The following is a 24,446-nucleotide window of genomic DNA, read 5'->3' on the forward strand; positions in this document are numbered from 1 at the left end:
TAGTAGTTTTTTGGGGACTCATATAGGATACGAGTGCCCCTTTATAAACCTGCTTCTGATTCAGTTTGATGGCGGGAGTTGAAGTAAGACGTTTGCCAATATTTATTGTGTATAGATGTGCAATACGTTTTCCTTACATTTTACCTGCCCGGCGTCGAGCAGCATGTCTACTAGCTGAGCACTGTTTACCTCTCCGTAAGGAGTTTTATGCTGGTGACCGACACCAAATGCAGCAAAGATCAATTGACAATATGTGTGTGCTTGCTGAGGCGCTAATTGTAAATCACCATCTTCGATACATTGCGTAATATCAATCATCATATCGTTAAACATGACTTCCGCGATAGGGGCGTATTGAGAAAAGGTATTGACTACAAAGCGATTCCAAACTGTGTCTTTTTCGATTCTTTTGAAGTACTGTGTCAGCACTAACACTAGCCTTTTCAACCCCGGCGTCATTTCAGCATACGCGATCCCGGTTTGCTGCTCAAAGTCGTCATCAAATGCTTTGTTTTCTCGGGTAGCTAGCTCGCCAATATATTGCTCAATAGACTCAAAGTAAGAATAAAAAGAGGTGCGGTTAAGGTTGGCTTTTTTACATAGTTCGCCTACAGTAAACCCATCAATTCCGTGATCGGCAATAAGTTCTATGCCTGAGTCTAACAGTGCTTTTTTTGCTCTATAGCCTTTTTGCGACTTAGATTTAAAAACGCTGTCGTCGCTATATTGATTTGTCAAAGCTTTCCCCTAGTTATCGTATAGATTACATGCCAAAAGCAACATGCTGTCATTAATTTTTGACTTTAAATAATCCTTGTATATTAACACTCTATTTTAAAACGAACACGCTTGAAAGCAGTTCAAAGATGAAGAATTATATGGGGAGTTATGGCAACCATGCCGTTTGTAGTTTGATTTTTACTTAAATGAATTTACAACTTATATGTATTCTACTGTTCGTAAAACATGCCCTTTTGCGTTAGCCAAGACTTAGCGTCATCTAAATTTAGAAAGATTTGTGTATCGACATTAGGCATTGCTTCGTGGATCAACTCAACTAAGGCTTGCTGGTATGAAGCGCCACAAACAACAGCTTCGTACTGCTGATTTTGCTCGTTACTCCACTGGCTATAGCGTTTTATATGTGCCCAAGCCTCTGGGACCAATAGCTCAAACTGTGTTAAGTTGACTAAACACGCCCATGGTTTGTCAGCTAGTAGGTGAACATTTTTTTGATACTCATCACTCCAACGCAAAGCGGTCTCAAGATTCCAAGCACCCATGGCGTCAACAACAATGGTTTGCCCTTTAATGTACATTTCAAAGTTACCATGTTCACGCATGCAGCCCTCCCGAGTTATATCAAAACACTGACATGAGCTTCATTTTGGAGCTTATGCCAGTGTTAGTGAAAATGCAAAGAAGGCGCTTAGTTTATCGGTTAGCTTGGTTTAATTTAGTTACCATTGAACACAAATTTTACCAAAATGTGAGCCTGATACTTGATATCGAAATGCATCGGCAAGAGAGCCGTAATCGAATACTTTGTCTATTACAGGTCTCACATTATTTGCTTCGAGTGCTTTTACATAATCTTGTTGTTGGCTTCGACTCCCCACCAGCAGACCTTGTAGTCGTGTCTGTTTAAACATCAATTGTGCAGTTGGCAGATTGCCTTCAAAGCCTGTTAATACGCCTATCAGGTAGATATTTCCGCCAACAGCAACGGATTCAACAGATTGGGCAAGTGTGCCCGGTCCACCTACCTCAATTATGTGTTCTGCGCCCTTACCATCTGTGATAGCTAATACATCTTTAGCCCATTCTGGGTTGGTTTTATAATTAATAATGTGATCTGCGCCTAGTGCTTTTGCACTTTGCAGCTTTTCGTCAGAGGAGGAAGTTACAATCACCTTTGCGCCAAACATTTTACCGATTTGCAGCGCTGCTAAAGATACACCGCCAGTTCCCAAAGTAACGATTGTTTCACCGGCTTTTAAGTTGCCGTCGCTCACTAGTGCGCGCCATGCAGTTAAACCTGCCGTGGTGATGGTTGAAGCTTCCAGATGAGACCAGCCCTTTGGTGCGACCGTAAATGCAGAAGCGTCCCTCGTTACATACTCCGCAGCCATGCCATCTATGCCATCTCCCGGCGTCTTAGCAAAATCTCCAACTGCGTGGCTCGGGCTTCCTGAAAGCCATTGAGGGAAGAATGTTGAAACGACATGGTCGCCCACTTTAAATTCAGTGACTCCTTGGCCAACTGCAACAACCACTCCGGCACCATCCGAAAGCAGTACTCGCTCTTGCTCGAGTGGTAGATGCCCGTCTGCAACCAAGTAATCATGATAGTTCAGTGAGCTTGCCAATATCTTTACTTTGACCTCCCCTTTTACAGGAGCTGAAGATTCTGTGTCTTTAGATAAATATATGTTTTCCAATCCACCTGCTCTTTTTACCTTTATTGACTGCATTTATTTGTACTCCAAACATTTAGCTTTGTTGCTTTAAGTGGTTTATGAATTGGCAGGCCTGTACGTAGGCCAACCAAAGTAGTGCCATTTTAATAAAGCTAAACAACTAGAAAAAGATTGTGCTTATTGTAATATTAACAATTAAATGATTGTTAATTGGTGTGGTAAATGACTGAATTGGATAAGCTGGATGTCAAGCAAATGCGGTTGCTTCTTCTGCTACTCGAAAAGCAAAGTATTAGCAGAGTGGCTGAATCTTTGAATGTCAGCCAACAAGCTGTGAGTCTTCAACTTAAGTCTCTAAGAGCTATTTTTAACAATCAGCTTTTTGTGCGTCATGGTAGAGGTATTGCGCCCACGCCTAAGGCATTGTCGTTAGGTAAAATGCTTGAGGGGGTTTTAAACGTATTGGAAGGCGCAGTTCTTACTGATGACTTTGATCCAGAAGAAGTTGAGAGGACAATCGTGATTTCTTCCACTGATTACGCGCAGCAAGTTGTGACTACGGCGTTGTTTTGCCATTTCAGGAAAATAGCGCCAAATATCAAACTCATTATTAAAGATCTAGAAATTGAAACTCTAACCGAGTCGTTGACAAAGGGCACAGTCGATTTTGCAATCACGATCCCCGATTTTTTGGACTCAAATATCCCATATAAACGCCTTTACAACGAAAGTTACCAGCTCGTGACTAGTGCAAAGAGTACATTGAGTGCGCACATCAAGATTCAAGAACTTAACAACCATAATCACCTTATTGTGTCTCCTGCCCGTGCAAACCTAAGAGGTTCCTCTACTGAGTGGTTTAAAAAGTATCAGGTTGAGCGCAATATTGTCGCATCGATTCCATCATTTAAAATAATGAGTGAATATGTACACCACTCTGATGTGGTAGCGTTTATTCCAAAAAGAATGTTACCGGATCCAAAGCTAAAAGAAATCCAATTACCAGACTACCCACCTGGCTTCAATGTAGTGCTTGCTTGGCACCAAAAAACAGCAAATGATCCTTTTTATAAATGGGTTGTAGAACAAATCACCTTGATCTGCAGCAAGCTGGATTGAGAGTTTAGGTCGAGCCTATTACTGGTCAGCAGATAACGACGTAATTTCTAGGAATATATGACCATCGTATATTCTTAGGCTACCTCCCGTCCTCACATATTAAAAGTCAATCAAGCGGTGCACATTGTCTGAGATACTCATGCGTTAAATCACCGTGGTTAGAAGTACAAAACTGTCCATGTGTAAGTCTCTAGAAAGGTTCAAAGGTTATGTTAAGGCAAAACATAGTATGAAATGGGCACTTATTTAGGAAACTAAATAGGTGTGAACTTTGAATTATCTGTTCTGGCGGTGGTGGAATGATTAGCTTTTATATATTGATTCTTATAATGTCTTTTACAACGTTATCAATATTATATGTATATAAATTTAGGGGCCAAGCAAGGTTTGCTAGTTTTGTTGAATATTTACGTAAAGGCTGGCCGATATTTGCCCCACTAAATGTACTTTTATACCTTTCTACAAAACGTGGCGCAAGAAGTGCTTTTGTTGATGCAGGCCAGTTTGAAGGGTTAGCTATATTACAAGATAACTGGCAAGAAATAAGTAAAGAAGTAAATAATTTATATCACTTAGGCTACTTTGAAAAGACCACAAACAAAGACAATTTAAGCTTTTATGATGTCGGATTTAGGACATTTTATAAATATGGTTGGAGTAAATTCTACTGTACTTGGTATGGTACAACCCTAAATTCAGCCAAGGAATTATGCCCAAACACAATAAAGCTGCTTGAGCAAATTCCAAGTGTTAATGGCGCAATGTTCACAATTTTACCAGCTGGGTCGAAGTTAACTCGTCATCTAGACCCAATAGCTTGCTCGTTTAGATATCATTTGGCGCTGGACACGCCAAATAGCTCAGACTGCTTTATTAATGTCGACGGAAAAAAGCAAGCGTGGCGAAATGGTGAAGCGTTTATTTTTGATGAAACCTACCTACATTTTGTCGAAAATAATACTGACAAACCTCGATTAATTTTAATGTGTGATATCGAGCGGCCATTGGGCTTGTTTGGGAGAGTATTTAATCGGCTTTACAAAAAGCTAGTGAGAATGACGTTAGTGCCCAACTTACCCGGCGATCAAGCTGGTGCAATCAATGGGTTATTTAGTAAAGTTACACCTGTTTTAAACAGTGCAAAACGGCTAAAACAGGCCAATAGAAAAATCTACTACCCGATAAAGTGGGCATTTAATACTTTGCTCATATGTATCTTTATGGCGTTTATTTATGCTTTTTTGTCGTTACTAGCAACGGTATTTTAGATTTTGAACCTAGCCAAATCGCATATACAACATATGCTGTTTGGCGACCCTTGTATTAATTTCTTTTGCCACCTAACCCTTGAATTGAGTTAGTTTTTGATATGGTAAACACGCTAGAGCAAAAAGCTCGCATATTATAGCCTTGTTCCTAGGTTATCTATCGAGTTGTGGGTCGCCTTGTCAAAAAAACAACGTCGATAGCACCGATATTCAACATTTTCCTCACTGATTTTGATGTTACGTATAAACGCGCCGTAGCGCATTGCCACCACCAATTGGAGTAACACATTTGATTGCATCACCATATAAGTAAGTTGCTGATTTAATTGTTTAATAATTTCTTTTTTGTGGCTGAAACTGTCAATTTATCAAAGCTGTACTAGTGAAGCTTTTAAGTCGGAGTATAAAAACAAATCAAAAATGACACATTGTCATTATTTTCTTCCTGAGTATAATTGAAAAAATGACATGGTGTCATTTTTGTGGGTAAATACGATGAAGAAAGCAATTTTTACTGTTTCGCTGACTAGCGTTTTGATGTTGGTGGGCTGCGACGAGCCTCTGGAAAATGGCGTCGTGCTGGCGCCAAAACCAGTTAAGTTATATGAGATCAAAGAAAAGCCAGCGATGCATTTGGTTCATTTGCCAGCATTTGTTGAAGCTGCCAAAGAAACCGCGGTCACCTTTCAAGTGCCGGGGCAGATAAATAAAATTACGCTCCAAGAAGGGCAAGAAGTAAAAAAAGGCCAGTTGTTGGCTCAGTTGGACCAGCGAGATTACAAAAACGCTTTAATGAGTGCGCGAGCTGATTTCAGGCAAGCCGAATCTGACTATCGAAGAGCGGCAAACTTAATCGGCCAAAAAGCCATTTCACAAAGTTTATTGGATCAAAGGTTAACACAGAAAAACAAGGCAAAATCTGCGCTAGATAGTGCTCAAAAAAAGTTGGATGACTCCACACTGGTAGCGCCATACGACGCAATAGTCGCAAAGGTTCACATTGAAAAGTTCGAGAATGTTGCGCCTCAGCAACCCATTGTGACCTTGCTAAGCTCAAAAGGGTCTCATGCTGTTGTACATGTACCTGCAAGCCTCGTTATAAAATCAGATACAGAGATGCCAGTTCGTGTTTCTCTAGAGCTTGATGCCGCGCCCGGTATCGAAATTGAAACAACCATGTTTGAAGCTGCTGCAAAGGCCAACCCAAGTACACAGACTTTTGAAGTGAGGTATGCATTCCAACCACCAAAAGGTCTTGTCGTTTTGCCCGGAATGACCGGGACACTTAAAGGTGAGTTCAGCTCCTCCAACACAATAGACGCTAACGTATATGTCGTTCCTCTTGGCGCGGTTGTGGCTCAGGCTGGAGAAACGTTTGTTTGGGTAGTTGATATGACAACTAATAAGGTTGAGCGCAGACAGATTAAGGTGTCACCTCATAGTCAAAACAAAGTATCCGTAACAGGATTGACAGAAGGTGAAGTCATCGTTGCTGCGGGAGGACATTACCTTTTTGAAGGCGCCAAAGTGCGTCCATACAAACAGTAAGGGGTATGCATGAACATCGCTGAATACTTTATCAACCGAAGGCTATTGAGTTGGGTTATCATTCTAGCATCTTTTGCTTTTGGCTATAACGCGTATACCAATATGCCCAGGTTGGAAGACCCTGAGTTTTTAATTCGGGAGGCGCAAATTGTCACTCAATACCCCGGCGCATCGCCTCAAGAGGTTACCGATGAGGTGTCGGACATACTGGAGTCAGAGATCCAAGGTATGCAGGAAGTCTCCAAAATTACAGCGACCTCCTATTTTGGTTACTCTGTGATAAAAGTTGAGGTCAAGCACACATTCTCTAAATCACGTAAAGAACTTAACGCGGTGTGGACTCGACTTCGTGGCAAAATAGACAATGCGTCGCAAAGTCTGCCTCCTGGAGCTGGCAGGCCTTTTGTGAACGACGACTATGGCGATGTGTTTGGTTTACTCTATTTTGTTACAGGTGAAGGTTACAGCATTCAAGAACTTGAAGAGTATGCTAAAAACCTCAGAAAAGACCTTTTGAGTGTTGATGGTGTGGCAAAAGTCTCTTTAATGGGTGAGCAACAAGAAGTCATCACAATAGAAATATCAAGAGATAGAGCAGCTGCATTGGGGGTCTCAATCGCGGGCGTGTTCAACAGCCTATCGCAACAAAATGCCATGGTTGCTGCGGGTGACATACGTGTTGGCGACCAACGGCTAACGATTTACCCAACGGGGAAGTTAGACTCGCTCAGTGATATCAAGCAAATTATGGTGTCTGTGCCTGATCAAAATGACCTTGTACGCATTGGTGATATTGCTACGGTAAAAAGACAAGAAGCTGAACCTGCAACCTTGTACTCACGGTTTAATGGCGAGCCGTCCATTGCCATTGGGATATCAAATGTGAGTGGCGCAAATATAGCTGTTATAGGTGAGCAGATCAGGACGAAGCTTGATGATACGTCGCACAATCGCCCGCTTGGCATAACGGTACATGAGTTTTATCACCAAGGAGACATTGTCAATGAAGCAGTAGATAGTTTTGCAATCAATGTGCTGTTGGCCATTTTGATTGTGCTCGGTACTTTGTTCATTTTTATGGGCGTTCAGTCCGCAATTGTAATAGGTGCTGTTTTAGCCATCATCATCGCAGCAACCGTTGCCACAATTGATATGATGGGCATCCCGATGCACCGTATATCGCTGGGTGCACTTATCATTGCCTTGGGTATGCTGGTGGATAATGCAATCGTGATTACTGAGGGAATACTGATCGGTGTGAAATCCGGGAGAAGTGTGACTCAGTCTGCCAATGACGTCGTGGGTAAGACAAAGTGGGCTTTATTGGGCGGCACTATTGTCGGTATCATTGCTTTTGCACCAATTGGCTTTGCGCCAGGCGACACCGCCGAATACACAAACCATCTGTTTTGGGTAATTTTGATTTCACTTTCGTATAGCTGGATATTTGCCATTGGTTTGGTCCCAATGTTAGCTGACATTGTATTTCCAAAACCAAAAAATGCACAGATGGATGAGAGCGAGCAATCAGTTTCTGACAGTCGATTCATGAAGTTGTACAAACACTTCATGCACCAAGTTCTTAGATTTCGATGGTTTGCAATATTCATGGCTATTGGAATGTTTTTTGCCGCTGGATGGGGTTTGATGTACGTTAAAGAGGGATTTTTCCCAACGTCAACGACACCACAGATAGCAATTGACTACTGGTTGCCTGAAGGGGCAGATATATCAGCCTCAAAGCGCGATGTACTGAAAATAGAAAAGGAGCTGCAAAGTTACCAAGGCATTATAAATATGCACTCGGTTATTGGTTCAGGTTCTTTGCGCTATATGCTGATTTACTCACCAGAGTTACCCAATAGTGCATATAGCCAGATAATATTAAGTGTTGATTCCCTTGATAGAATTGAGGGTTTAATTAGCAAAATACAAGCCTACCTTGATAGAGAGTACCCAAGTGCGCAAGCACGCGTTTGGCGATTTAGACTTGGGCCGAGCCAAGGTTCAAAAATTGAGGCGACATTTTATGGCCCCGATCCAGTAGTGCTTCGTAAACTTGCTCAGCAGGCGACAGATATTATGGCAAGTACCCCTACAGCGACTGCAATAAAAACCAATTGGCGCCAGCAAATACCCGTTTTAAGGCCTGAATACGATGCCGCTAGAGGCGGGAGATTAGGTGTGTCTCGTGAAGATTTTGCAGATGCGCTCAACGGTAATTTTACGGGTAAAACAGTGGGTTTATATCGTGACAATGATCGTAGGCTACCTATCGTATTTAGAGCGCCTGAAGATGAACGCAATGATTTATCGCTTGCGCAGGACATTCAAGTGCCAAGTAAAGTTACAGGTTCTACAGTGCCGCTATCTGAGTCCATGAAAGGAATGGATATTCAATGGATGGATGGACAAATGCAGCGCGAAAACCGGGTCTGGACGCTAAAGGTTCAAGCTGATCCTGCTTCCGGTATTATTGCGTCGGATTTACTCACTGAATTGAGGCCAAAAATCGAGGCTATCGCCCTTCCTCCGGGCTACTACTTGCGTTGGGATGGTGAATATGGAGATAGTGAAAAAGCCAATGCTGAATTGGCATCTACCCTGCCCATTGGGCTTTTGGCAATGGTACTGGTTGTTGTCTTGCTTTTTAATGCAATTCGTCAGGCGGCAATAATTTGGTTGATAGTACCCTTAGCCGTAATTGGGGTTGTAGTGGGTCTACTTTTGACAAATACGCAGCTGGAATTTATGGGGTTACTCGGTTTACTTTCATTGTCTGGCCTACTGATAAAAAATGCAATTGTATTGGTCGATCAAATGGATGATGAAATAAAAGAGGGTAAACCTCGTTATGATGCGGTGATAGACTCGGCTGCCAGTCGCGTACGGCCTGTAATGATGGGGTCTCTAACAACTGTGTTAGGTGTTATTCCATTGGTGTGGGATGTATTCTTTTCGTCTATGGCGGTAGTGATTGCCTTTGGACTAACCTTCGCAACTGTACTTACTTTGGTATTGCTGCCAGCGATATATGCGGTGTTTTTCAATATTCAATCTGATGAAACGTCTGGTACAAACAAGACAATGAAATACGCATAATAGAGCTGTACTGGATAAAATGAGTCCCTGTTGATTGATTATTGGAAGCTGTTTTTTATCACAAAAATAATGTGAAGTATAAGGTAGTCACTTATACCCTCTTGTACTTTAAAGTTGGTATTTAAACTAGTCGATTCAGATTTTACATTTTCAGTGCAAAGAAGTGCATAGGGAGGTGCCCTTCTAAAATGTCACTACTTGTATGTTTGAATAGGCGATAAAAAATGCCTAATTAGGTATTTTGATTGATTATTGTCCGCTCAATAACTTAGCTTAAGTGTGATTGTATAAAACTAATTCTAGTGCTAAATAGTTATTCCGTCTCTAAGTTCTATATAAAGTATTGCAAAATAATATTATTTATATAAAGTGCCGGAAAATTAAATAATTTAGGAAAACTATTGAATAAGCTCATATTTTCAGCGGTAATGTTGCTTTTTTCGTTTTATACAAATGCATTTAAAATTGATACGCATATCTGGATAGGCCAACAGGTTATCAATGATCTCCAAGATGGAAAACTTACCTTAAAAATCGGCAATGAATATTTAGATGTACCAGTCTCTGCAGCAACAAGAGAAGCTATTTTAAACAATAAGAGCGAGTATCTACTTTCTACTTTGGGGCCTGATGCATTTCCCGACGTAGTGGCCGGTCAATTACTCATCCATCCAGGAGGTCTGGCCCCTGGCGCGTGGCAGACCAACGACTGGTTAAGGTTTCTGTACGATAAAATTAATGATGCGGATAATGCGCATTACCTATACCTAAATAGTAATAAAAAAGATCCTAATTATGTAGATAGGCGTGAAATTGCACGCGTTGTCGCTTATGGATTTTTAGCCCATGCCGCTTCAGATGTATTTGCACACACCTACGTGAATCAGTATTCCGGTGACGTATTTGAGCTGACGGATACTGAAACTGTAGTCGAACAGCGTCACTTTTTACTGGAATCATTTATTGGGAAATACACACCTGCTCTGAAAAACCATAATAATGTGGCACTGGGAAGCAAGTGGCAGAACGCCGGTGCGAGCCAAGCATATTATGATTATATTAGGGATAGCCTGATATATAATGATAGTGCGTCATTTCAGTATTCTTCTCAGGCAGCGCCGCATTTGAGAGCGATAAAGTTGTTTAAGGATGCGGTTAATACAATGGCTAATGATGAAATGTGGACTGCCATCGACAGCTTAATCATCAGAGCAATAGCCTATTATTATGATATTGACCTATCACAAAGTCAGGCGGAAGATATTCAAAAGCTGCTACAGCAAGTACTTGATGAAGGAAACATAGTTACTGAAAAGCTTGACGCGTTAGATATTAAAATCAACCAGTCTCTATTGATGGTAGATAGCCAGATTTACGGAGGGTTTTATCGTGTTAACAATAAGTTCAAAGAGCAAAAGCATCGTTATATTAGCCTTAAAAATGAGTTAGAAACGACAGTCCTTCAGCTTGACTCGAAACATCATGAGGCAGCATGTGAGCTATTTTTGAATGAAAAACTTTTAGACCCGGCCGGACTCCTAAAGTTTGTTAAAGAGACAGATCCAGGACTTAGATTAATAAAATCTATATTTGGAAGTGATTTTAACCCATTAGATCCACTAGGTCTTATTGGAGGCTCAAAGCCAAAGGAACCTAAATGGGATCATGGCATCACAGGTACTAAGGAATCGCTCTTGGCTGCTAAGTCTTCTTTTTTAGGCGGAAAGACGTTTGAAGAATATGAAGACGAAGTCTTAGCAAGAGTTGAAGGCGAGCATGGGGATCTGGAATGGGAACACAGCGAACAATATGAGCAATTGCTTAAGGAAACTAGGGATGAACTACACCGTATTAAAACTCGTCTCGATTTGATAGATACCGCAGTTGTAGACTTATCACAAGGTGACAAAATAACGGTTACGCTCGCAAGTCAAGGGGGGGGAATTAGTGACGGTCGGGGTCATGCGTTTTGTAAAAAAGTAACCGGAGCGTTATTTAACAACGTGATAAAGCTCACCAATAAGAAAAATAGTCTAGCTAAGAAGCTAGTTGATGCCGAAGCAGAATTAAAAAATACAATTCCAGATCTGCAGCGTGAATTAAACAGCGCTATGACTTCTATAATCGAGGTCAAAGCAGCAATTCAGGCGCTAAACCTCGCCGCACGTGAGACTACCAGCCCAGTACAATCTCTACTGAAAAATTGGGCTAAGGATATTGATGAAGCAAATTCTGAGTACGTCAAGGCTGCATCACAGGCAATTGTTAATACGATTAATCCTAATGCAAGTGCTATGGAACCATTAACTTATTGGCTCACATGTTATCAACCTCAGTTGATTGGCGTTGCCAGTCAAATCAGCGGGTGCGATACCATGGAAAACATCAGTAATATAAAAGCAGCCCTGAGCAATGTAACAACGATTGTTGCAGAGGCGGGAAGCTTGTCAGCGGCTCTTGGTGCACCTCACCTTAAGGAAATCGAAGAGTTAGAGCAGAAATTGCTTGATGCAATGAAAGAAAAGTTGATAGAGCGCTTAACAAAAGAGTTTATCGGTAAGTTACCTAAACCATACCAAGAGTTTATCGAACTACAAAATAAGCCGGTAACGGACGCTTTGATCAACCAGGTATTTACGCGTACAGCGCCCGGAAAGTCTCTGGTGATCATCGACAATTTTGCACAGAAACTGCGTGATGAAATGGCTGATACAAATGGACAGTTCAATCCACAGACCTTTACGGTAGTTGCAAACGCAGTCACTTTGACAAAGCTAAGCTTATTGGATGAGCAAGGCATTGCCCAGTTATATCAGCATATTGGATTGCCTAAAGATCCAAATGTTCGTGACAACTTAGTTGTAGATTCTTTCGCAAATATCGACGGAAATCACCAATGGTTAGATGCATCCCCACCGCTGCCTAGAGGCGATAAAAACTATACACAATCTTCATGGACAAAGTATTCTTCGGCACACATATTCAGTCTTTGGAAGGAGCCAGTTCGAAATACGTTGTTCAGAAAGTTGTTCGTGGGTCCATTGTCACCAGCTTTGCATCAGCAAGGTGCGATGTCTGGCAGCTACCCATATCAAACTTGCTACTTGAACCCTTTCCCTTCAGGGGTAGACGATAAAACTTGCACAGCAGTATGGCAGATCCCTACTTTATCAATAACCCTACTATAATGACATTAGAGCGCGGTGACCACGCCGTGCTCCAGTGTAACTTACGCAAAAGCCTTTAATCCACTAAGTTTGTATTAAAGGCTTTTGTAATAAGACGTAGCCAAAGTGTTCAAGTAGGCATCTACCCAAGAACAAACAACTCGTTTATTTCATGGTACTAATTATACAAATTACTTAATTTGGGGAATATAAAAGCTTCTGGTGTAAAGCTCCAACAATGAGACCTATTGACCTTACTACCTAGATATAAACATTGTCTATGCCTAAGACAGAAGGAGTAAGGTACCTCCCATGCGATGTAAAATTTGCCTTTAAACATGCTAATACCTATCGTAATTAGAAACGTGAGTGAACGCTATTCACCGCATATTTCCCCTTTAATTGTGGGACAAGCACAAATCTCGGCTACAATTGAATAGATGTTAATAAATAGAGGCATGAATAGTGCGTTGCAGTGATAAGTTTGCATACTTGTTAGTCGTGGCAGCTTGCACCGTTTGCAGTAATTCGTCAGCTCAAGGCATACGTATTTTTCTTGATGACCAGCTGGACTTTGAGCTATTGAGTACTAAGACTCGTAAGCCGGAAAATATTGCAGGTGCGACCAATGAGTTGGTATTGTCTCAGATAAAGGATATTGATATACATTATGTGAAGTCTAGTCGTAAGCGCGCCTTTAAATCAATACAACAGACTCAGGTCCCCTCTTGTATTATCAACATGATAAAAAATGAACCGAGGAAGTTACGGTATCTCTTTAGCCTACCAGTTAACTTTTATTGGGCGCACAAGCTCTATTCCCATCATGATTTATCCAAGGCTTCAAAAGCAGTATTAAACGCAGAGGGAGAAATCACTTCTTTACCCGATCTATTTAAGGTATATGACAGTAGTGCGATCGTTATCGCCGAGAGCTTCTCTTACGGAGACTTTTTAGATGCGCAGATCTCTGTCGTAAATAAGGAAAATATTATTCTTCGCGGAGGCGCGGATCACTATGAAACTGTATATAGAATGTTCATTTCTAAAAGAGTCGATTTCTCATTAAACTACCCTTCTGAATTTCACCGTTATAGCAATAATATCAATATACCTGTGAGATCATATCGCGTTGCAGGTTCTCCTAAAGTGGTTATCGGTCAGTTTATGTGCAATAAAACCCCGGAAAGCAGTAAGTTTATCGCAAGAGTGAATGAAGTTTTGTTACAAAGTTATGACAAAGAGGCGTTTTTAAAAGCGCATTATGACTACTTGCAGGCATCAGAACACAAAAAACTCAAAGCATATATAGAACAATATGTTGCACCATTTCAGCGAGCTAGACATTAATTAAATCAAAGCTTTATGTATGCACGCTCTCAATGAAATATAACCGTAAATCAATATTAATGCTTGGTTGCTCTCCTTTTGTATACTATATTCAAGAATGAGTAAATAATTGTACTAAGTTAGGTTGCAGCCTTGATAAAAATAAACCATTGAGCTCATTGTCGCCATGCCTTAGTATTAAGCCAGTCGTTGTCAGATAGCATTACAATATGGAACTTGTTAGACCTTTAGAACCTATACTCATAATCGATGATGTTGAAGAAGTACGAAGCTACTTAATTGATATTTTAGAAAACTTAGGATTCGAAGAAATTTACGAATCAAAGGATTTTACTTCAGCTAAACCGTTGCTCGAATCAAAATCACCCAATGTGCTTTTTTTGGACATAGAGCTGCCAGATACCGATGGCACTCAAATTCTCGAATACGTCAATGACCAATTCCCTAATACACATGTCATTATGTGCTCCGGTCACAACAGTTTGGAGAATGTGCAAAATACTTGGGAATTAGGCGCAAAAGGCTTTATTGCAAAGCCGTTTAACGCTAAAAAAGTAGATACAGTGATGAAAAGATTAGAAATGATTGCATGAACCCAGTTACAAATAAAATAATAGAAAATCTTTCTCAATTGATTTTGGGAAAGAACGAGCAGTTGAAGTTGGCTTTGTGTTGTTTGTTGAGTAAAGGTCACTTGTTAATTGAAGACTTGCCTGGAATGGGTAAAACGACCTTATCGCATGGGTTGGCCAATGTTCTTGGTCTCAGTTATCAAAGAGTGCAATTTACCAGTGATCTGCTTCCTGCTGATATCACAGGGTCCAGTATATTTAATTCCCAGACACACTCTTTTGATTTTCACCCAGGTCCAATTTTCAGCCAGATATTGTTAGCAGACGAAATTAACCGCGCTAGCCCAAAAACCCAAAGTGCACTTTTAGAAGCGATGGAAGAGGGGCAAGTAACCATTGATGGCCAGACCCATCCATTGGCGCAACCATTTTTTGTAATTGCAACACAAAACCCGTTGCATCAGTCTGGGACTCACCCCCTACCTGAGTCTCAATTAGACCGTTTTTTCATGCGAATAAGTTTGGGTTACCCGGATGCTCAGGTTGAAAAAAGTCTTATAGCTTCAGGGAATAAGCGTACATTGAACATGAATGACTTGGGTTGTTCTATCAGTGATGAACAACTGTTCGAGATGCAAAATGCGGTTATGGACGTTAAGTTAGCTGAGCCCATTGTGCAGTATATCCTTGATTTAGTGAGTTACACGCGAGACTCGGGCGAATTTAGTGATCCACTTTCCCCACGTGCTAGTATCGCACTCGGATTGTCTGCTCGAGCTTATGCGTTGATTTCTGGTAGAGATTATACTTTACCGGATGATGTCCAAGCGGTCTTTGGGTGCGTCGCGGGCCATAGGCTAAATATTCCTTGTAGTGAGCAAGAATCTGCCGTTGAAGCAATTTTTGAAAGAGTTGTGGTGCCATTGTAATGGCAAAGTCGCTTTATAAAGGCTGGATAGATAAAGTCATTGCTAGAAAGCACAGCGCCAACAGCATCACCTTTTCTCACAATAATATATACGTAGTACCTTCACTGCGCGGACTCTTTTTTTTATTGTTTGCGCTGTTAAATTTCATCATTGGCATCAACTACCAAAATAACCTTATTTTAGGGGTTGCTTACTTGATGCTAATGCTCCAAATCTCTTCTTTGTTTTACGGATATTTTAATTTACACGGATTGAAGCTTGAATTACTTGATGTAAAAAATAATTATAGCGGCAATCACAATGACGCAAAATTTAAACTCTCAGCGTCAAAAGAAGTCTTTTCGTTGAGCATCAGTAGTGCTAATTGGCACAGCTCCGGTGTGCTAGATAAAAATATTTTTGAATCGACTTCCAGCCAAGTAGTGAGCTTGAGCCTAGAAAAAAGGGGGAAATATGAAGGCGGAAAATTCAAAATACATAGTTGCTACCCTTTTGGTCTAGTAAACGTATGGAGCTATTTGTTATCTGATAAAACCTTTTATGTTTACCCAACGCCGTTAAAGTGTGAGTTAGATTTACGGGAGTCTCTTGATTCCGAAGATGATACAGACGTAATTGCTCAAAAGTCAGATAGCCTTGATGAGTTTTCGGGCTTGAAGCCCTATCAGCAAGGTATGAATAGAAACCGTATTTCATGGCGACACTTTGCGAAAAATCAAGAATTGCTGGTCAAAGACTATGTGGGTGATAGCCATGGGATCACCTTAGTGTTAGATTTTTCCCTAATAGAGGGAACAAAAGAAACACGCTTATCTAAGCTGTGCCACCAAGTTCTTGAGGCAGACAGACTGGGGCACGAATTTGCGCTAAAGCTACCTGGTAATCATATACCCGCCGCAAGTGGAGAGCGTCATGCAGTGCAATGTTTGGAGAGCTTAAGTGAATGCTAGCGAGTTAGTTCAGCGAAATACACTGATTACCTCATTGATATATTGTGGTATGTCACTGTTGCTGTTTCAAAATCTGGGCTATGTTTTTTGTGTTTCAATATTATTGATCTGCATTTTTAAGGTGAGCACTTCAGTGGGCGCGGTAAGAAATCCGTCGCAGTTGGTGGTTAACTTACTTGCAGTCACTGTCATTATTGTTGTGTTTTTGTCTCTTGGTTTTAGAAACACCATTGAGATGTTTGTCGCTATGTTGCTCGGTGCCTGTTCATTAAAAATGTTGCAAGTAACCAGCGAAAAGCAAGCCCAAAGTGTTTACATTCTCAACTTTTTTACCTACCCCTGTTTTTATTTGTTTTCACAGAATATTTTGGCATTTTTGCTGATTGCAGCCATGTTATTGTTAAATTTGTCACAGCTTTTTAGTGTGACACATCATGTCGCAATAAAAAAATCGGTTCACAGCTCGGTTCGCAAGTTTGTGTTTAGCTTACCTTTGGCCATAGCCATGGTGATGCTAATACCAAAGTTGCCGCCTTTTTGGCAGTTACCAAACGCCAAATCTGCATCAACAGGGCTTTCGGAAAACGTTGACCCTTTTGAGATTTCGGATTTGTCTCGTTCTTCAGAGTTAGCATTTCGGGCATTATTACCGATATCAAATGAATTCCAACCGCCCTTTTACTGGCGTGCAATTATTCACGATAGTTTCGATGGTAAAAAGTGGGCTATGTCTAGCCTGCAAACTAGGCCTTTGTACAAAACGTATGAGCCCATAGCCCAACCTTACTCGGTTATTTCAAGCCCCTCCAATACGCGTTGGCTTTATACTTTAGGAGAAGGCATCCCGGCGAGCAGTGGCATTTCAGCGAATCATTTCGGTGCGATTTACCAAAAAAAGCAAAGCAACAAAGCTATCCAATACGATGTCTCACCGGTAAAGTTAGACGATGCGCGGATCACCCGGTGGGAATATAGACAAAATACTCACCTACCAGATGGAATAAATCCCAAAGCTGTAGAGTTGGCCAAGCAGTGGGATCGCACCACGGGCTCTACCGCTGAGTTTTTGGCAAAGATGGAAGCATTTTTCGTAGCGCAAGGTTTCCAGTATAGTTTGTCTCCGCCAAGTATTAACTCAAATGACACCATTGATGAGTTTTTGTTCTCCACTCAGGTTGGGTTCTGTGGACATTATGCGTCGTCAGCTGCGTTTTTGATGCGATCAGTAGGTATACCAACTAGGCTAGTGTCTGGTTATCTAGGTGGCCAGTTTAATGAAGAAAGTAGTTATTATGCGGTTTATCAATATGATGCGCATGCTTGGGTTGAGTACTATGTCCCACAATATGGATGGCAAAGACTAGACCCAACCGCTTGGGTAGCGCCCGAACGAATGTTGGGTTCGCTGTCGGATCTAACCGACTTAGAGCAAGAGTTTAAGGATAATTTGGGCTTTAGCCTTCAGGCATTTTCAAATATTGCCGCGATCAATTGGGTACGTTTGCAGCTCGAGCAAATAGATTTTCATTGGACCCGTTGGGTATTGAATTTTGATGACAAAAAACAATCGTCGCTGCTCAAAACACTGTTTGGGCAAAAGCATAAACTACTACCAGCTCTAAGCGTCGTGTTGTTGTTAATCCTTGTATTTGGCTGTTGGTTTATCTATATAAATCTACGAGCAAGGTTTAAACAGCCGAAAGAAATAAGAATATATAATAAGTTGTTAGTGTTGGCTGAACTAAAATCTGATAGATTAACGCCAAAGCAAATATTCGAATGCTTAAAAACAAAATGGCCGCATGCAAACAATGAGCTCTCAGAGTTTTATGATTTGTTTGAAAGCACACGATATAACGAGGTGCAACTGTCATCACAGCAGTATCGAAAGCTTTCAAAACTAAATAGACAAATAATAAAAAAGGCAAAAATAAAATAATATGAACGCAGTACTCATCGGGGTCATTTTGATGTTGGGCCTCTCTTTATTTCGGGTTAACGTGATTGTAGCAATGACGATTAGCGCGCTCGTTGCTGGGTTAACGGCTGGTTTAGGGTTAGAAAAAACGCTCAATGCGTTTAATGATGGCCTGTCCGGTGGGGCTGAAATTGCGCTAAGCTACGCCATGTTGGGTGCTTTTGCGGTCGCAATTTCAAAGTCAGGGTTAACACTTATTTTGGCAAACAAATTATTGGGGTTAGTCAATAGCAAAAACAAAGACTCGGCTTCGTATTTGAGTATGCTTATTCTTGCGGTAATTATGTGTTGCGCGATAGCGTCTCAAAATCTAGTGCCGGTACATATCGCTTTTATCCCAATCCTAATTCCACCACTTATTGTTATTTTCAATAAATTAAAAATGGATAGACGTGCGATAGCTTGTGTGCTCACATTTGGCTTGGCCACTTCTTATATGGTGTTACCTTACGGATTCGGTGGTATTTATTTATATTCGATTTTACACAAAAACCTCACAGATAATGGCCTTGAAGTGATTAATACCGATGTGCCTTACGCCATGGTGATCCCGGCGATTGGCATGCTAATTGGTTTATTGGTTGCCGTATTTATCAGCTATAGAAAACCCAGAGAGTACCAATCTAATGAGATGACATCTGGACAAAGCGACTTGGTAGTAGAGGACCAAAGAAAAGTACTGATAGCTGGTGGTATCGCTGTTTTTTGCTCTTTGCTGGCGCAAAATGTTAGCGGTTCAATGATTTTGGGCGGACTTGTAGGTGTGATGATGTTCGCTTTGTTTGGTTTGATTAAGTGGGAACAAAACTCGGATATCTTCACTAAAGGTGTGGCTATGATGGCCATGATAGGTTTCATCATGATATCTGCTCAGGGCTTTGCGGCGGTAATGAAAGAAACCGGTGATGTGGCTTCACTTGTGGCAACGTGTGCTGACCTTATAGGAGATAGTAAACCAGTTGCAGCAGCGGTGATCTTGCTGGTCGGTTTACTGATCACCATGGGTATCGGTAGCTCATTTTCAACAGTACCTATTATCGCCACGCTGTTCGTTCCTCTATCGCTTGAAGTTGGTTTCTCTGCGATGGCAACTGTAGCCTTAGTTGGAACCGCTGGTGCACTTGGTGATGCAGGGTCTCCGGCGTCAGATTCTACACTTGGTCCAACATCCGGTTTAAATACCGATGGTCAACATGATCATATTTGGGATTCAGTCGTACCTACTTTTATTCATTTCAATATACCCTTACTTATATTTGGCTGGATTGCTGCAATGGTGCTTTAAAGAAAAGGGCCTACAGGCCCTTTTTTTAGCTCTTAACTTATCGTTTTATGGCTGTTATTTTTAGTTTAAAAAAACATTTTTAAGTTGCTTCGCAAACTGCAATTTACGGTCTTATTTTTCATAATTAAATAAGTAAAAACAACAGCTTACCTTTTGGCTCGCTTCATGCAAAATGTCTTCTGAAAAATAATTTGGAGGTGATTGTATGAATGTAGTGTTTGTTGGTGCTGGGCAAGATATGCTTGATTTAATGAAGTCTTTAAAACCACTTTGTCAAAACCTTAGTGCAATATGTGCTACGCCTGAGGCAAGCTTTGATATAGACAATAAGTGCGCATTGCTCTCATATTCACAATTGGAAATATTGCAAAGTATGAGTCTGGCTTTGAGTTCCTCACAACGAAAGAACAAGACCCATCATGTAGCCAATTTAGAATTGCTATCATTGATGTGTCACACGCCAACGGAAGCCCTCACGGTATTTAATCAATCCATAAATAACAGCACTAATAGCGTTTTGCCGATGTCGGACTATGCGACGGACTTAATAGCGATTACGTATGGTGGGGAAACCGTTGTCGGTGCGAAAAATATCAATCGCCTCAATGCGCTTCCCAAAGAAGTGTTTTTATCAAAAGACGTTGATACATCGCTAGATGCTATTGCGGTTATTGAAGATGCTGATCTAATAATTTTTGGGCCTTGTAACCCGTTCACAGATTTGTTGCCTTTGCTGCTTATCCAAGACATAAAAAATGCTGTGCTAGAAACAAGTGCTAGTCGTCTATTTATTGATATGCCCCAGTCTAATAGTGAGCTTTTGAATAGTTGTACATCTGCAGAGTATTTGCATTGGATGAGTTGTCAATTAGGGTATCAATTTTTCGATATTTCAATATCAAACCAGTTTGCTGACATTATCAGTTACCACTATAAAGAGAGTATGTCTTCTAAGGCACATGATACATACCACAACAATGGACTAGATATGATGAACACGCTGTTTGAATTACCAAGTTTAAGGTCTTCAAATCCACTGAGCGTTACGGCGGTGAAGTATTAAGGTTACGCTCACTCGGTTGTGAGCAAATCATCTGTTGTTAGTACAAGTCATTGCATTTTTTTGATTACAATAATGAAAATCTAAATAGTATGCACTTTGGGGAGGCTTTTTATTGAATTTAACATAATTGTAAAGCAGTTCAGCGCTGTTTAATCCCATATGGTATGGCTTTTGACCTATGTTAATTGTGGAAAGCCCTAGTCCCAGCGCTTTAACTTGAATTTCCTCGGTATCTGCGGAAATAACAGTGACAGTTTGTTGTAACAGTTTTTGTTTAAAAGGTTGTAATGCGCTGACGTATTTGTCATTAAACTGAGCAAAACCGGCAACTGCTATAAAGATAGGAGGTGCATCGGTGCTCAGTATGGCAATCAGTTGGCTCAAAGCTTCATCGCGCTTACCCATAGTATAAAGTGGACACCTTTCATGCTCTATCCAACCCGACTCCCCCGTCAGCTTTTTATCTGCTGTGCCGGAGAGTGCATGCCTTACACCCCGAATTCTTTCATTTAAATTTGGGGTAGTGTAATGTCCAGATTGAATGCAGACAGGTTGAGGGGATTGCTTTTTGTATTTTTTGGCTGCCTGCCCCAATGCAACACCAAAATCAAAATTATTAGTACCTACATAGGCCAATCTATAAGCATGTTGCTCGCTTAATAGATCAGAATCAAATGTAATTACAGGGATACCTTTTTGCTTTGCCTCTTTTAATGCCCCTGAAACCAAGTAATTTGAATCAGTTGTTGATACTAAAATACCATCGACACCTTTTTCGACGTATTCCCTTACGATAAGTACTTGCGTACGGACATCTTGATAATCATCAGCGCCATCATATAGACAAGTCAAATCACTTTTTTGGCGTGCAAAGTCCTTACAGCCTGCAAACGCTTGCTGATAAAAACTATCATTTTGCGTTTTGCCTATTAAGGCAAATGTATATTGAGCTATTGCATTTGTGCTTAATAAGGATAAACCGAATAGCAAATAAATTGATATACGCTTCACTTCAGTCACTATTTCTAAGTCCTTGACTAAATTATGATATGTCTGGTTTGTAGTGCAAATATTTTAACGCTTTTTTAAATTAGCGCAATGAGTTATACCGCAAAGCTTGCTATCCATTGGGACGTTTTCGGTTATTCTGGCGGGGAATCGGCTAGTCGGTGGTAGTGCAAGCCGCCTTTTTTCTTTGGATGGCCAGCTCGAGTATCGAAATGTGACGCGATACTTTTGACGCTAACAAGCGGCTAAATGCACCGAAAAAATAAATGATGGGAATGACGTACGCTATCGATAAAACCCAATCAAGCTCAATTTCACTGAGCTTATCCAAAGAGATCAGTAGCGCTAGTATACCTGGCGCAAACCCTATTCGCTCAATTGATCCTACCAGCAATGCAGTTTTTTGTTCAAATAAGTGTTTCTGTGCTTGGATTTCAAGTAACACAAGTTCTAGGTGATGTATGTTTCTAGTGCTCAGGAAATCAACATATTTTTGATCAAATCTTTGGGTATTTAGCGCGTTTACATAAATTAGATTAAACGGGTTTTTGAAATGGGATTTTATCTCGTCTTTTTTCAAAATAAATAGCAAGGCTGGGTGAGCAACAATACCAAAATATCCCATTAAAAGGAGAATTAGCGAAGTGTATTTATAAGTTTCAAGTTGACTGATCTGCCACACAAATGCGACTAGGATAGCTGCCAATATGAGCGTAAGGTAGCCAATGTACAGTTTGATTTCAATGTGCTTAGGGAGTCTCCCCCCTTGCTTACACAAAATAGTCTCGCGTCGGCTTAACCCTTGCAATGCTCTATATATTGAGTCTGACAATGCAATGTTCCTTGTATTTAACTTAACCTATTTTAGAAGCAGTCTGAAGTGCTCCTCGTCTTATAGGTATAGAACATAAAACAATACTTGATGCGACTTTATTGGAATCACAGCGCTTGGATCCACCTAGACAGGGCTCTAGATTGGTGTTTTACATTGAAATTTTCTTCTGCATATTTACGCGCATTTTGACCGAGTAAGTGCCGGTGATAGGTACTTAACTGCATAAAAGCAGTTAGCATGTTACTCATAGCTGTAATGCTATTCGGGGGGCATTTCATTCCGGTATTAGAACTAGTGATTTCTTTACATGCCGCAATATTAGATGTGAGTACAGGCAAACCACTGGCCATAGCCTCTTTTACATAGGTGATATTATCGACTTGTGCGAGGCTGCCGTTTGAGCAATAAGGCGAAACGATAGCGGTATAATGAGGGAGCTTATTAAGGATCCACTTTCGAGATTTATTGCCAAGAAAATGAACTTTACCATTGAGTCTTTTTCGGATCAGGTCATTAACTAAAGTCTTTTTAATTGGGCCTTCGCCAATTATATCTAGCTTTATGCTGAATCGGGACGGTAAATCAGCGAGTGCGCTTAGTACTACCTTTAACCCTGATTCATCGACAATGTTGCCAATGAATACCAGATGCAAAGTAGTTTTGTTTCTTTCATATGGTTTGTATTTTGATATATCTAGGCCTCTATTAAGCACTAAGGAGTGCTCGTCAGCAGCGAGTCGTTGGCATTCTAACTCTACCAATGGTAAATCACATTGATCTACAAGCTTTTGCGCACTTTTCCCCATGCTGCTATATGAAGATACGCCCCAAAAACTTGAAAGTGAAACTTTGGCGCACTTGCTGCCTAACAGGCTGACGTAATAATCGTGTTGATTAAAAATACAGTGTAAGTGTTGAATTTCTAGTTGTTTTAGCTTTTCTGCAAGCATTAAACCCTGTGAAACAAAGCGATAAGAATTATGGCAATTCAGTTGCTTCCATATTGAATAGCAGGTGCCTAAATCTGAGAAACTTGTAAACAAAGGGGCTGTCGAAAATATGCCCGCTCTTGCCAAATACGTTATAGATACAGATTTGTGTAGGTTACGGATATTTTTATACTTAATAGGTGTCAAGACAGTAACGCGATGCCCTATTTCTGCAAGTGCATTCGCCTCACTTAATATCATAGCGACTTCGTTTGGCACCTTAGATGTCGTGTATATTCCAATATGCTTCATTTTACTAACCCTTATCTGTTGTTTAAGATTAGTAATCAAAAAACAAGCCAATATTAACTTTCTGTTTTTTAAAATAAAAAACTTTTGTATTGGCTGAGTTATGCAAAATGCGACGCATTTTTCAATGGCCACATTAAAAACGCAATGTATTTAAGCTTGAACGATAGTTTTTGACATCGGGACAAATCGAATGCCATTGAATTGTCCCTCAGGCTCAGTTTCGGTAAACCCTTGCTTTTCGTAAAAGCTGCGGGCATTGAGCGATGACCTTAGTGAGACTTGCTTACCCTTGGCATAACTTAGTAGCTTATCTAATAGGACTTTGCCAATACCACTCCCCTGCTCCCCCTTGGCGACGAACAAATGAGTTATGTAGTTTCTTTCCCTTATTGCTGCAAAACCGACGATTCTATCTTCATCAATGGCGATAAATGAATTAAAAATTGATTGGTTTAAAGTCGCTTCAAGATCGGGAATGACTCTGTTTATAAACTCTGTCTGACCTTGCTCGCAAAAGTGTGGCAATATGTCGCACTTCGAAACTTCTGAAACAAGTTTAGAAATGTTTTCAAGGTCACTAAATTGAAATGCTCTAATGTGCATAGCTTAAC

At 40.7% G+C, this 24,446-nt stretch carries 19 protein-coding genes; 12 read left to right on the forward strand and 7 right to left on the reverse strand.

The annotated features are described in order from the left end of the window. Positions 1–102: 102 nt before the first annotated feature. From QNM18_RS16435 to QNM18_RS16445, 3 genes are all read right to left on the reverse strand, one after another. Positions 103–738 (reverse strand): TetR/AcrR family transcriptional regulator, encoded by a 636-nt coding sequence (locus tag QNM18_RS16435; RefSeq protein WP_284137824.1) that lies wholly within the window; start codon positions 736–738, stop codon positions 103–105. Positions 739–950: 212 nt separating this feature from the next. Further along, complete coding sequence (locus QNM18_RS16440) at positions 951–1,343, reverse strand: hypothetical protein (RefSeq protein ID WP_211008795.1); 393 nt, start codon at positions 1,341–1,343, stop codon at positions 951–953. Positions 1,344–1,460: 117 nt separating this feature from the next. After that, the gene (locus tag QNM18_RS16445; RefSeq protein ID WP_284137825.1) at positions 1,461–2,474 is read right to left on the reverse strand and encodes a zinc-dependent alcohol dehydrogenase family protein; all 1,014 of its coding nucleotides are present in this window, start codon (positions 2,472–2,474) and stop codon (positions 1,461–1,463) included. A gap of 168 nt (positions 2,475–2,642) precedes the next feature. Here QNM18_RS16445 and QNM18_RS16450 point away from each other — a divergent pair, with 168 nt between their 5' ends. From QNM18_RS16450 to QNM18_RS16505, 12 genes are all read left to right on the forward strand, one after another. Next, a complete protein-coding gene (locus tag QNM18_RS16450; RefSeq protein ID WP_284137826.1) occupies positions 2,643–3,539 on the forward strand; it encodes a LysR family transcriptional regulator in 897 nt (298 codons plus the stop codon). A gap of 329 nt (positions 3,540–3,868) precedes the next feature. Further along, positions 3,869–4,807 carry an aspartyl/asparaginyl beta-hydroxylase domain-containing protein gene (locus QNM18_RS16455; RefSeq protein ID WP_284137827.1) on the forward strand — a complete coding sequence of 313 codons (939 nt, stop codon included), beginning with the start codon at positions 3,869–3,871 and terminating at the stop codon, positions 4,805–4,807. Positions 4,808–5,302: 495 nt separating this feature from the next. Beyond that, a complete protein-coding gene (locus tag QNM18_RS16460) occupies positions 5,303–6,355 on the forward strand; it encodes an efflux RND transporter periplasmic adaptor subunit (RefSeq protein WP_284137828.1) in 1,053 nt (350 codons plus the stop codon). Between the two features lie 9 nt (positions 6,356–6,364). Beyond that, positions 6,365–9,457: an efflux RND transporter permease subunit gene (locus QNM18_RS16465; protein ID WP_284137829.1), complete on the forward strand. Its 3,093-nt coding sequence runs from the start codon at positions 6,365–6,367 to the stop codon at positions 9,455–9,457. A gap of 401 nt (positions 9,458–9,858) precedes the next feature. Beyond that, positions 9,859–12,645 (forward strand): hypothetical protein, encoded by a 2,787-nt coding sequence (locus QNM18_RS16470; RefSeq protein ID WP_284137830.1) that lies wholly within the window; start codon positions 9,859–9,861, stop codon positions 12,643–12,645. 444 nt (positions 12,646–13,089) lie between these two features. Next, on the forward strand, positions 13,090–13,974 hold the full coding sequence (locus QNM18_RS16475) for a hypothetical protein (protein WP_284137831.1): 885 nt from the start codon (positions 13,090–13,092) through the stop codon (positions 13,972–13,974). A gap of 209 nt (positions 13,975–14,183) precedes the next feature. Next, positions 14,184–14,567 carry a response regulator gene (locus tag QNM18_RS16480; protein ID WP_023399139.1) on the forward strand — a complete coding sequence of 128 codons (384 nt, stop codon included), beginning with the start codon at positions 14,184–14,186 and terminating at the stop codon, positions 14,565–14,567. Continuing rightward, the gene (locus tag QNM18_RS16485; protein WP_211008803.1) at positions 14,564–15,475 is read left to right on the forward strand and encodes an AAA family ATPase; all 912 of its coding nucleotides are present in this window, start codon (positions 14,564–14,566) and stop codon (positions 15,473–15,475) included. The genes QNM18_RS16480 and QNM18_RS16485 overlap by 4 nt, the downstream gene beginning before the upstream one ends. Next, positions 15,475–16,425 (forward strand): DUF58 domain-containing protein, encoded by a 951-nt coding sequence (locus tag QNM18_RS16490; RefSeq protein WP_211008804.1) that lies wholly within the window; start codon positions 15,475–15,477, stop codon positions 16,423–16,425. Before QNM18_RS16485 ends, QNM18_RS16490 begins: the two co-directional genes overlap by 1 nt. Then, on the forward strand, positions 16,415–18,364 hold the full coding sequence (locus tag QNM18_RS16495) for a transglutaminase TgpA family protein (protein ID WP_349774893.1): 1,950 nt from the start codon (positions 16,415–16,417) through the stop codon (positions 18,362–18,364). The genes QNM18_RS16490 and QNM18_RS16495 overlap by 11 nt, the downstream gene beginning before the upstream one ends. A gap of 1 nt (position 18,365) precedes the next feature. Continuing rightward, complete coding sequence (locus tag QNM18_RS16500) at positions 18,366–19,688, forward strand: Na+/H+ antiporter family protein (RefSeq protein WP_239426055.1); 1,323 nt, start codon at positions 18,366–18,368, stop codon at positions 19,686–19,688. 205 nt (positions 19,689–19,893) lie between these two features. After that, positions 19,894–20,751 carry a 2-phospho-L-lactate transferase CofD family protein gene (locus tag QNM18_RS16505; RefSeq protein WP_284137832.1) on the forward strand — a complete coding sequence of 286 codons (858 nt, stop codon included), beginning with the start codon at positions 19,894–19,896 and terminating at the stop codon, positions 20,749–20,751. Positions 20,752–20,778: 27 nt separating this feature from the next. Here QNM18_RS16505 and QNM18_RS16510 read toward each other — a convergent pair whose 3' ends face one another. The 4 genes from QNM18_RS16510 to QNM18_RS16525 all read right to left on the reverse strand — a co-directional run bounded on the left by QNM18_RS16510 (position 20,779) and on the right by QNM18_RS16525 (position 24,438). Beyond that, complete coding sequence (locus tag QNM18_RS16510) at positions 20,779–21,771, reverse strand: substrate-binding domain-containing protein (protein WP_284137833.1); 993 nt, start codon at positions 21,769–21,771, stop codon at positions 20,779–20,781. Positions 21,772–21,913: 142 nt separating this feature from the next. Continuing rightward, complete coding sequence (locus QNM18_RS16515) at positions 21,914–22,591, reverse strand: hypothetical protein (RefSeq protein WP_284137834.1); 678 nt, start codon at positions 22,589–22,591, stop codon at positions 21,914–21,916. A gap of 107 nt (positions 22,592–22,698) precedes the next feature. Next, on the reverse strand, positions 22,699–23,835 hold the full coding sequence (locus QNM18_RS16520) for a glycosyltransferase family 4 protein (protein ID WP_284137835.1): 1,137 nt from the start codon (positions 23,833–23,835) through the stop codon (positions 22,699–22,701). Between the two features lie 150 nt (positions 23,836–23,985). Beyond that, on the reverse strand, positions 23,986–24,438 hold the full coding sequence (locus tag QNM18_RS16525) for a GNAT family N-acetyltransferase (protein WP_211008810.1): 453 nt from the start codon (positions 24,436–24,438) through the stop codon (positions 23,986–23,988). Positions 24,439–24,446: the final 8 nt, after the last annotated feature.

The organism is Pseudoalteromonas obscura, assembly GCF_030135505.1.
Classification (GTDB): Bacteria; Pseudomonadota; Gammaproteobacteria; order Enterobacterales; family Alteromonadaceae; genus Pseudoalteromonas; species Pseudoalteromonas obscura.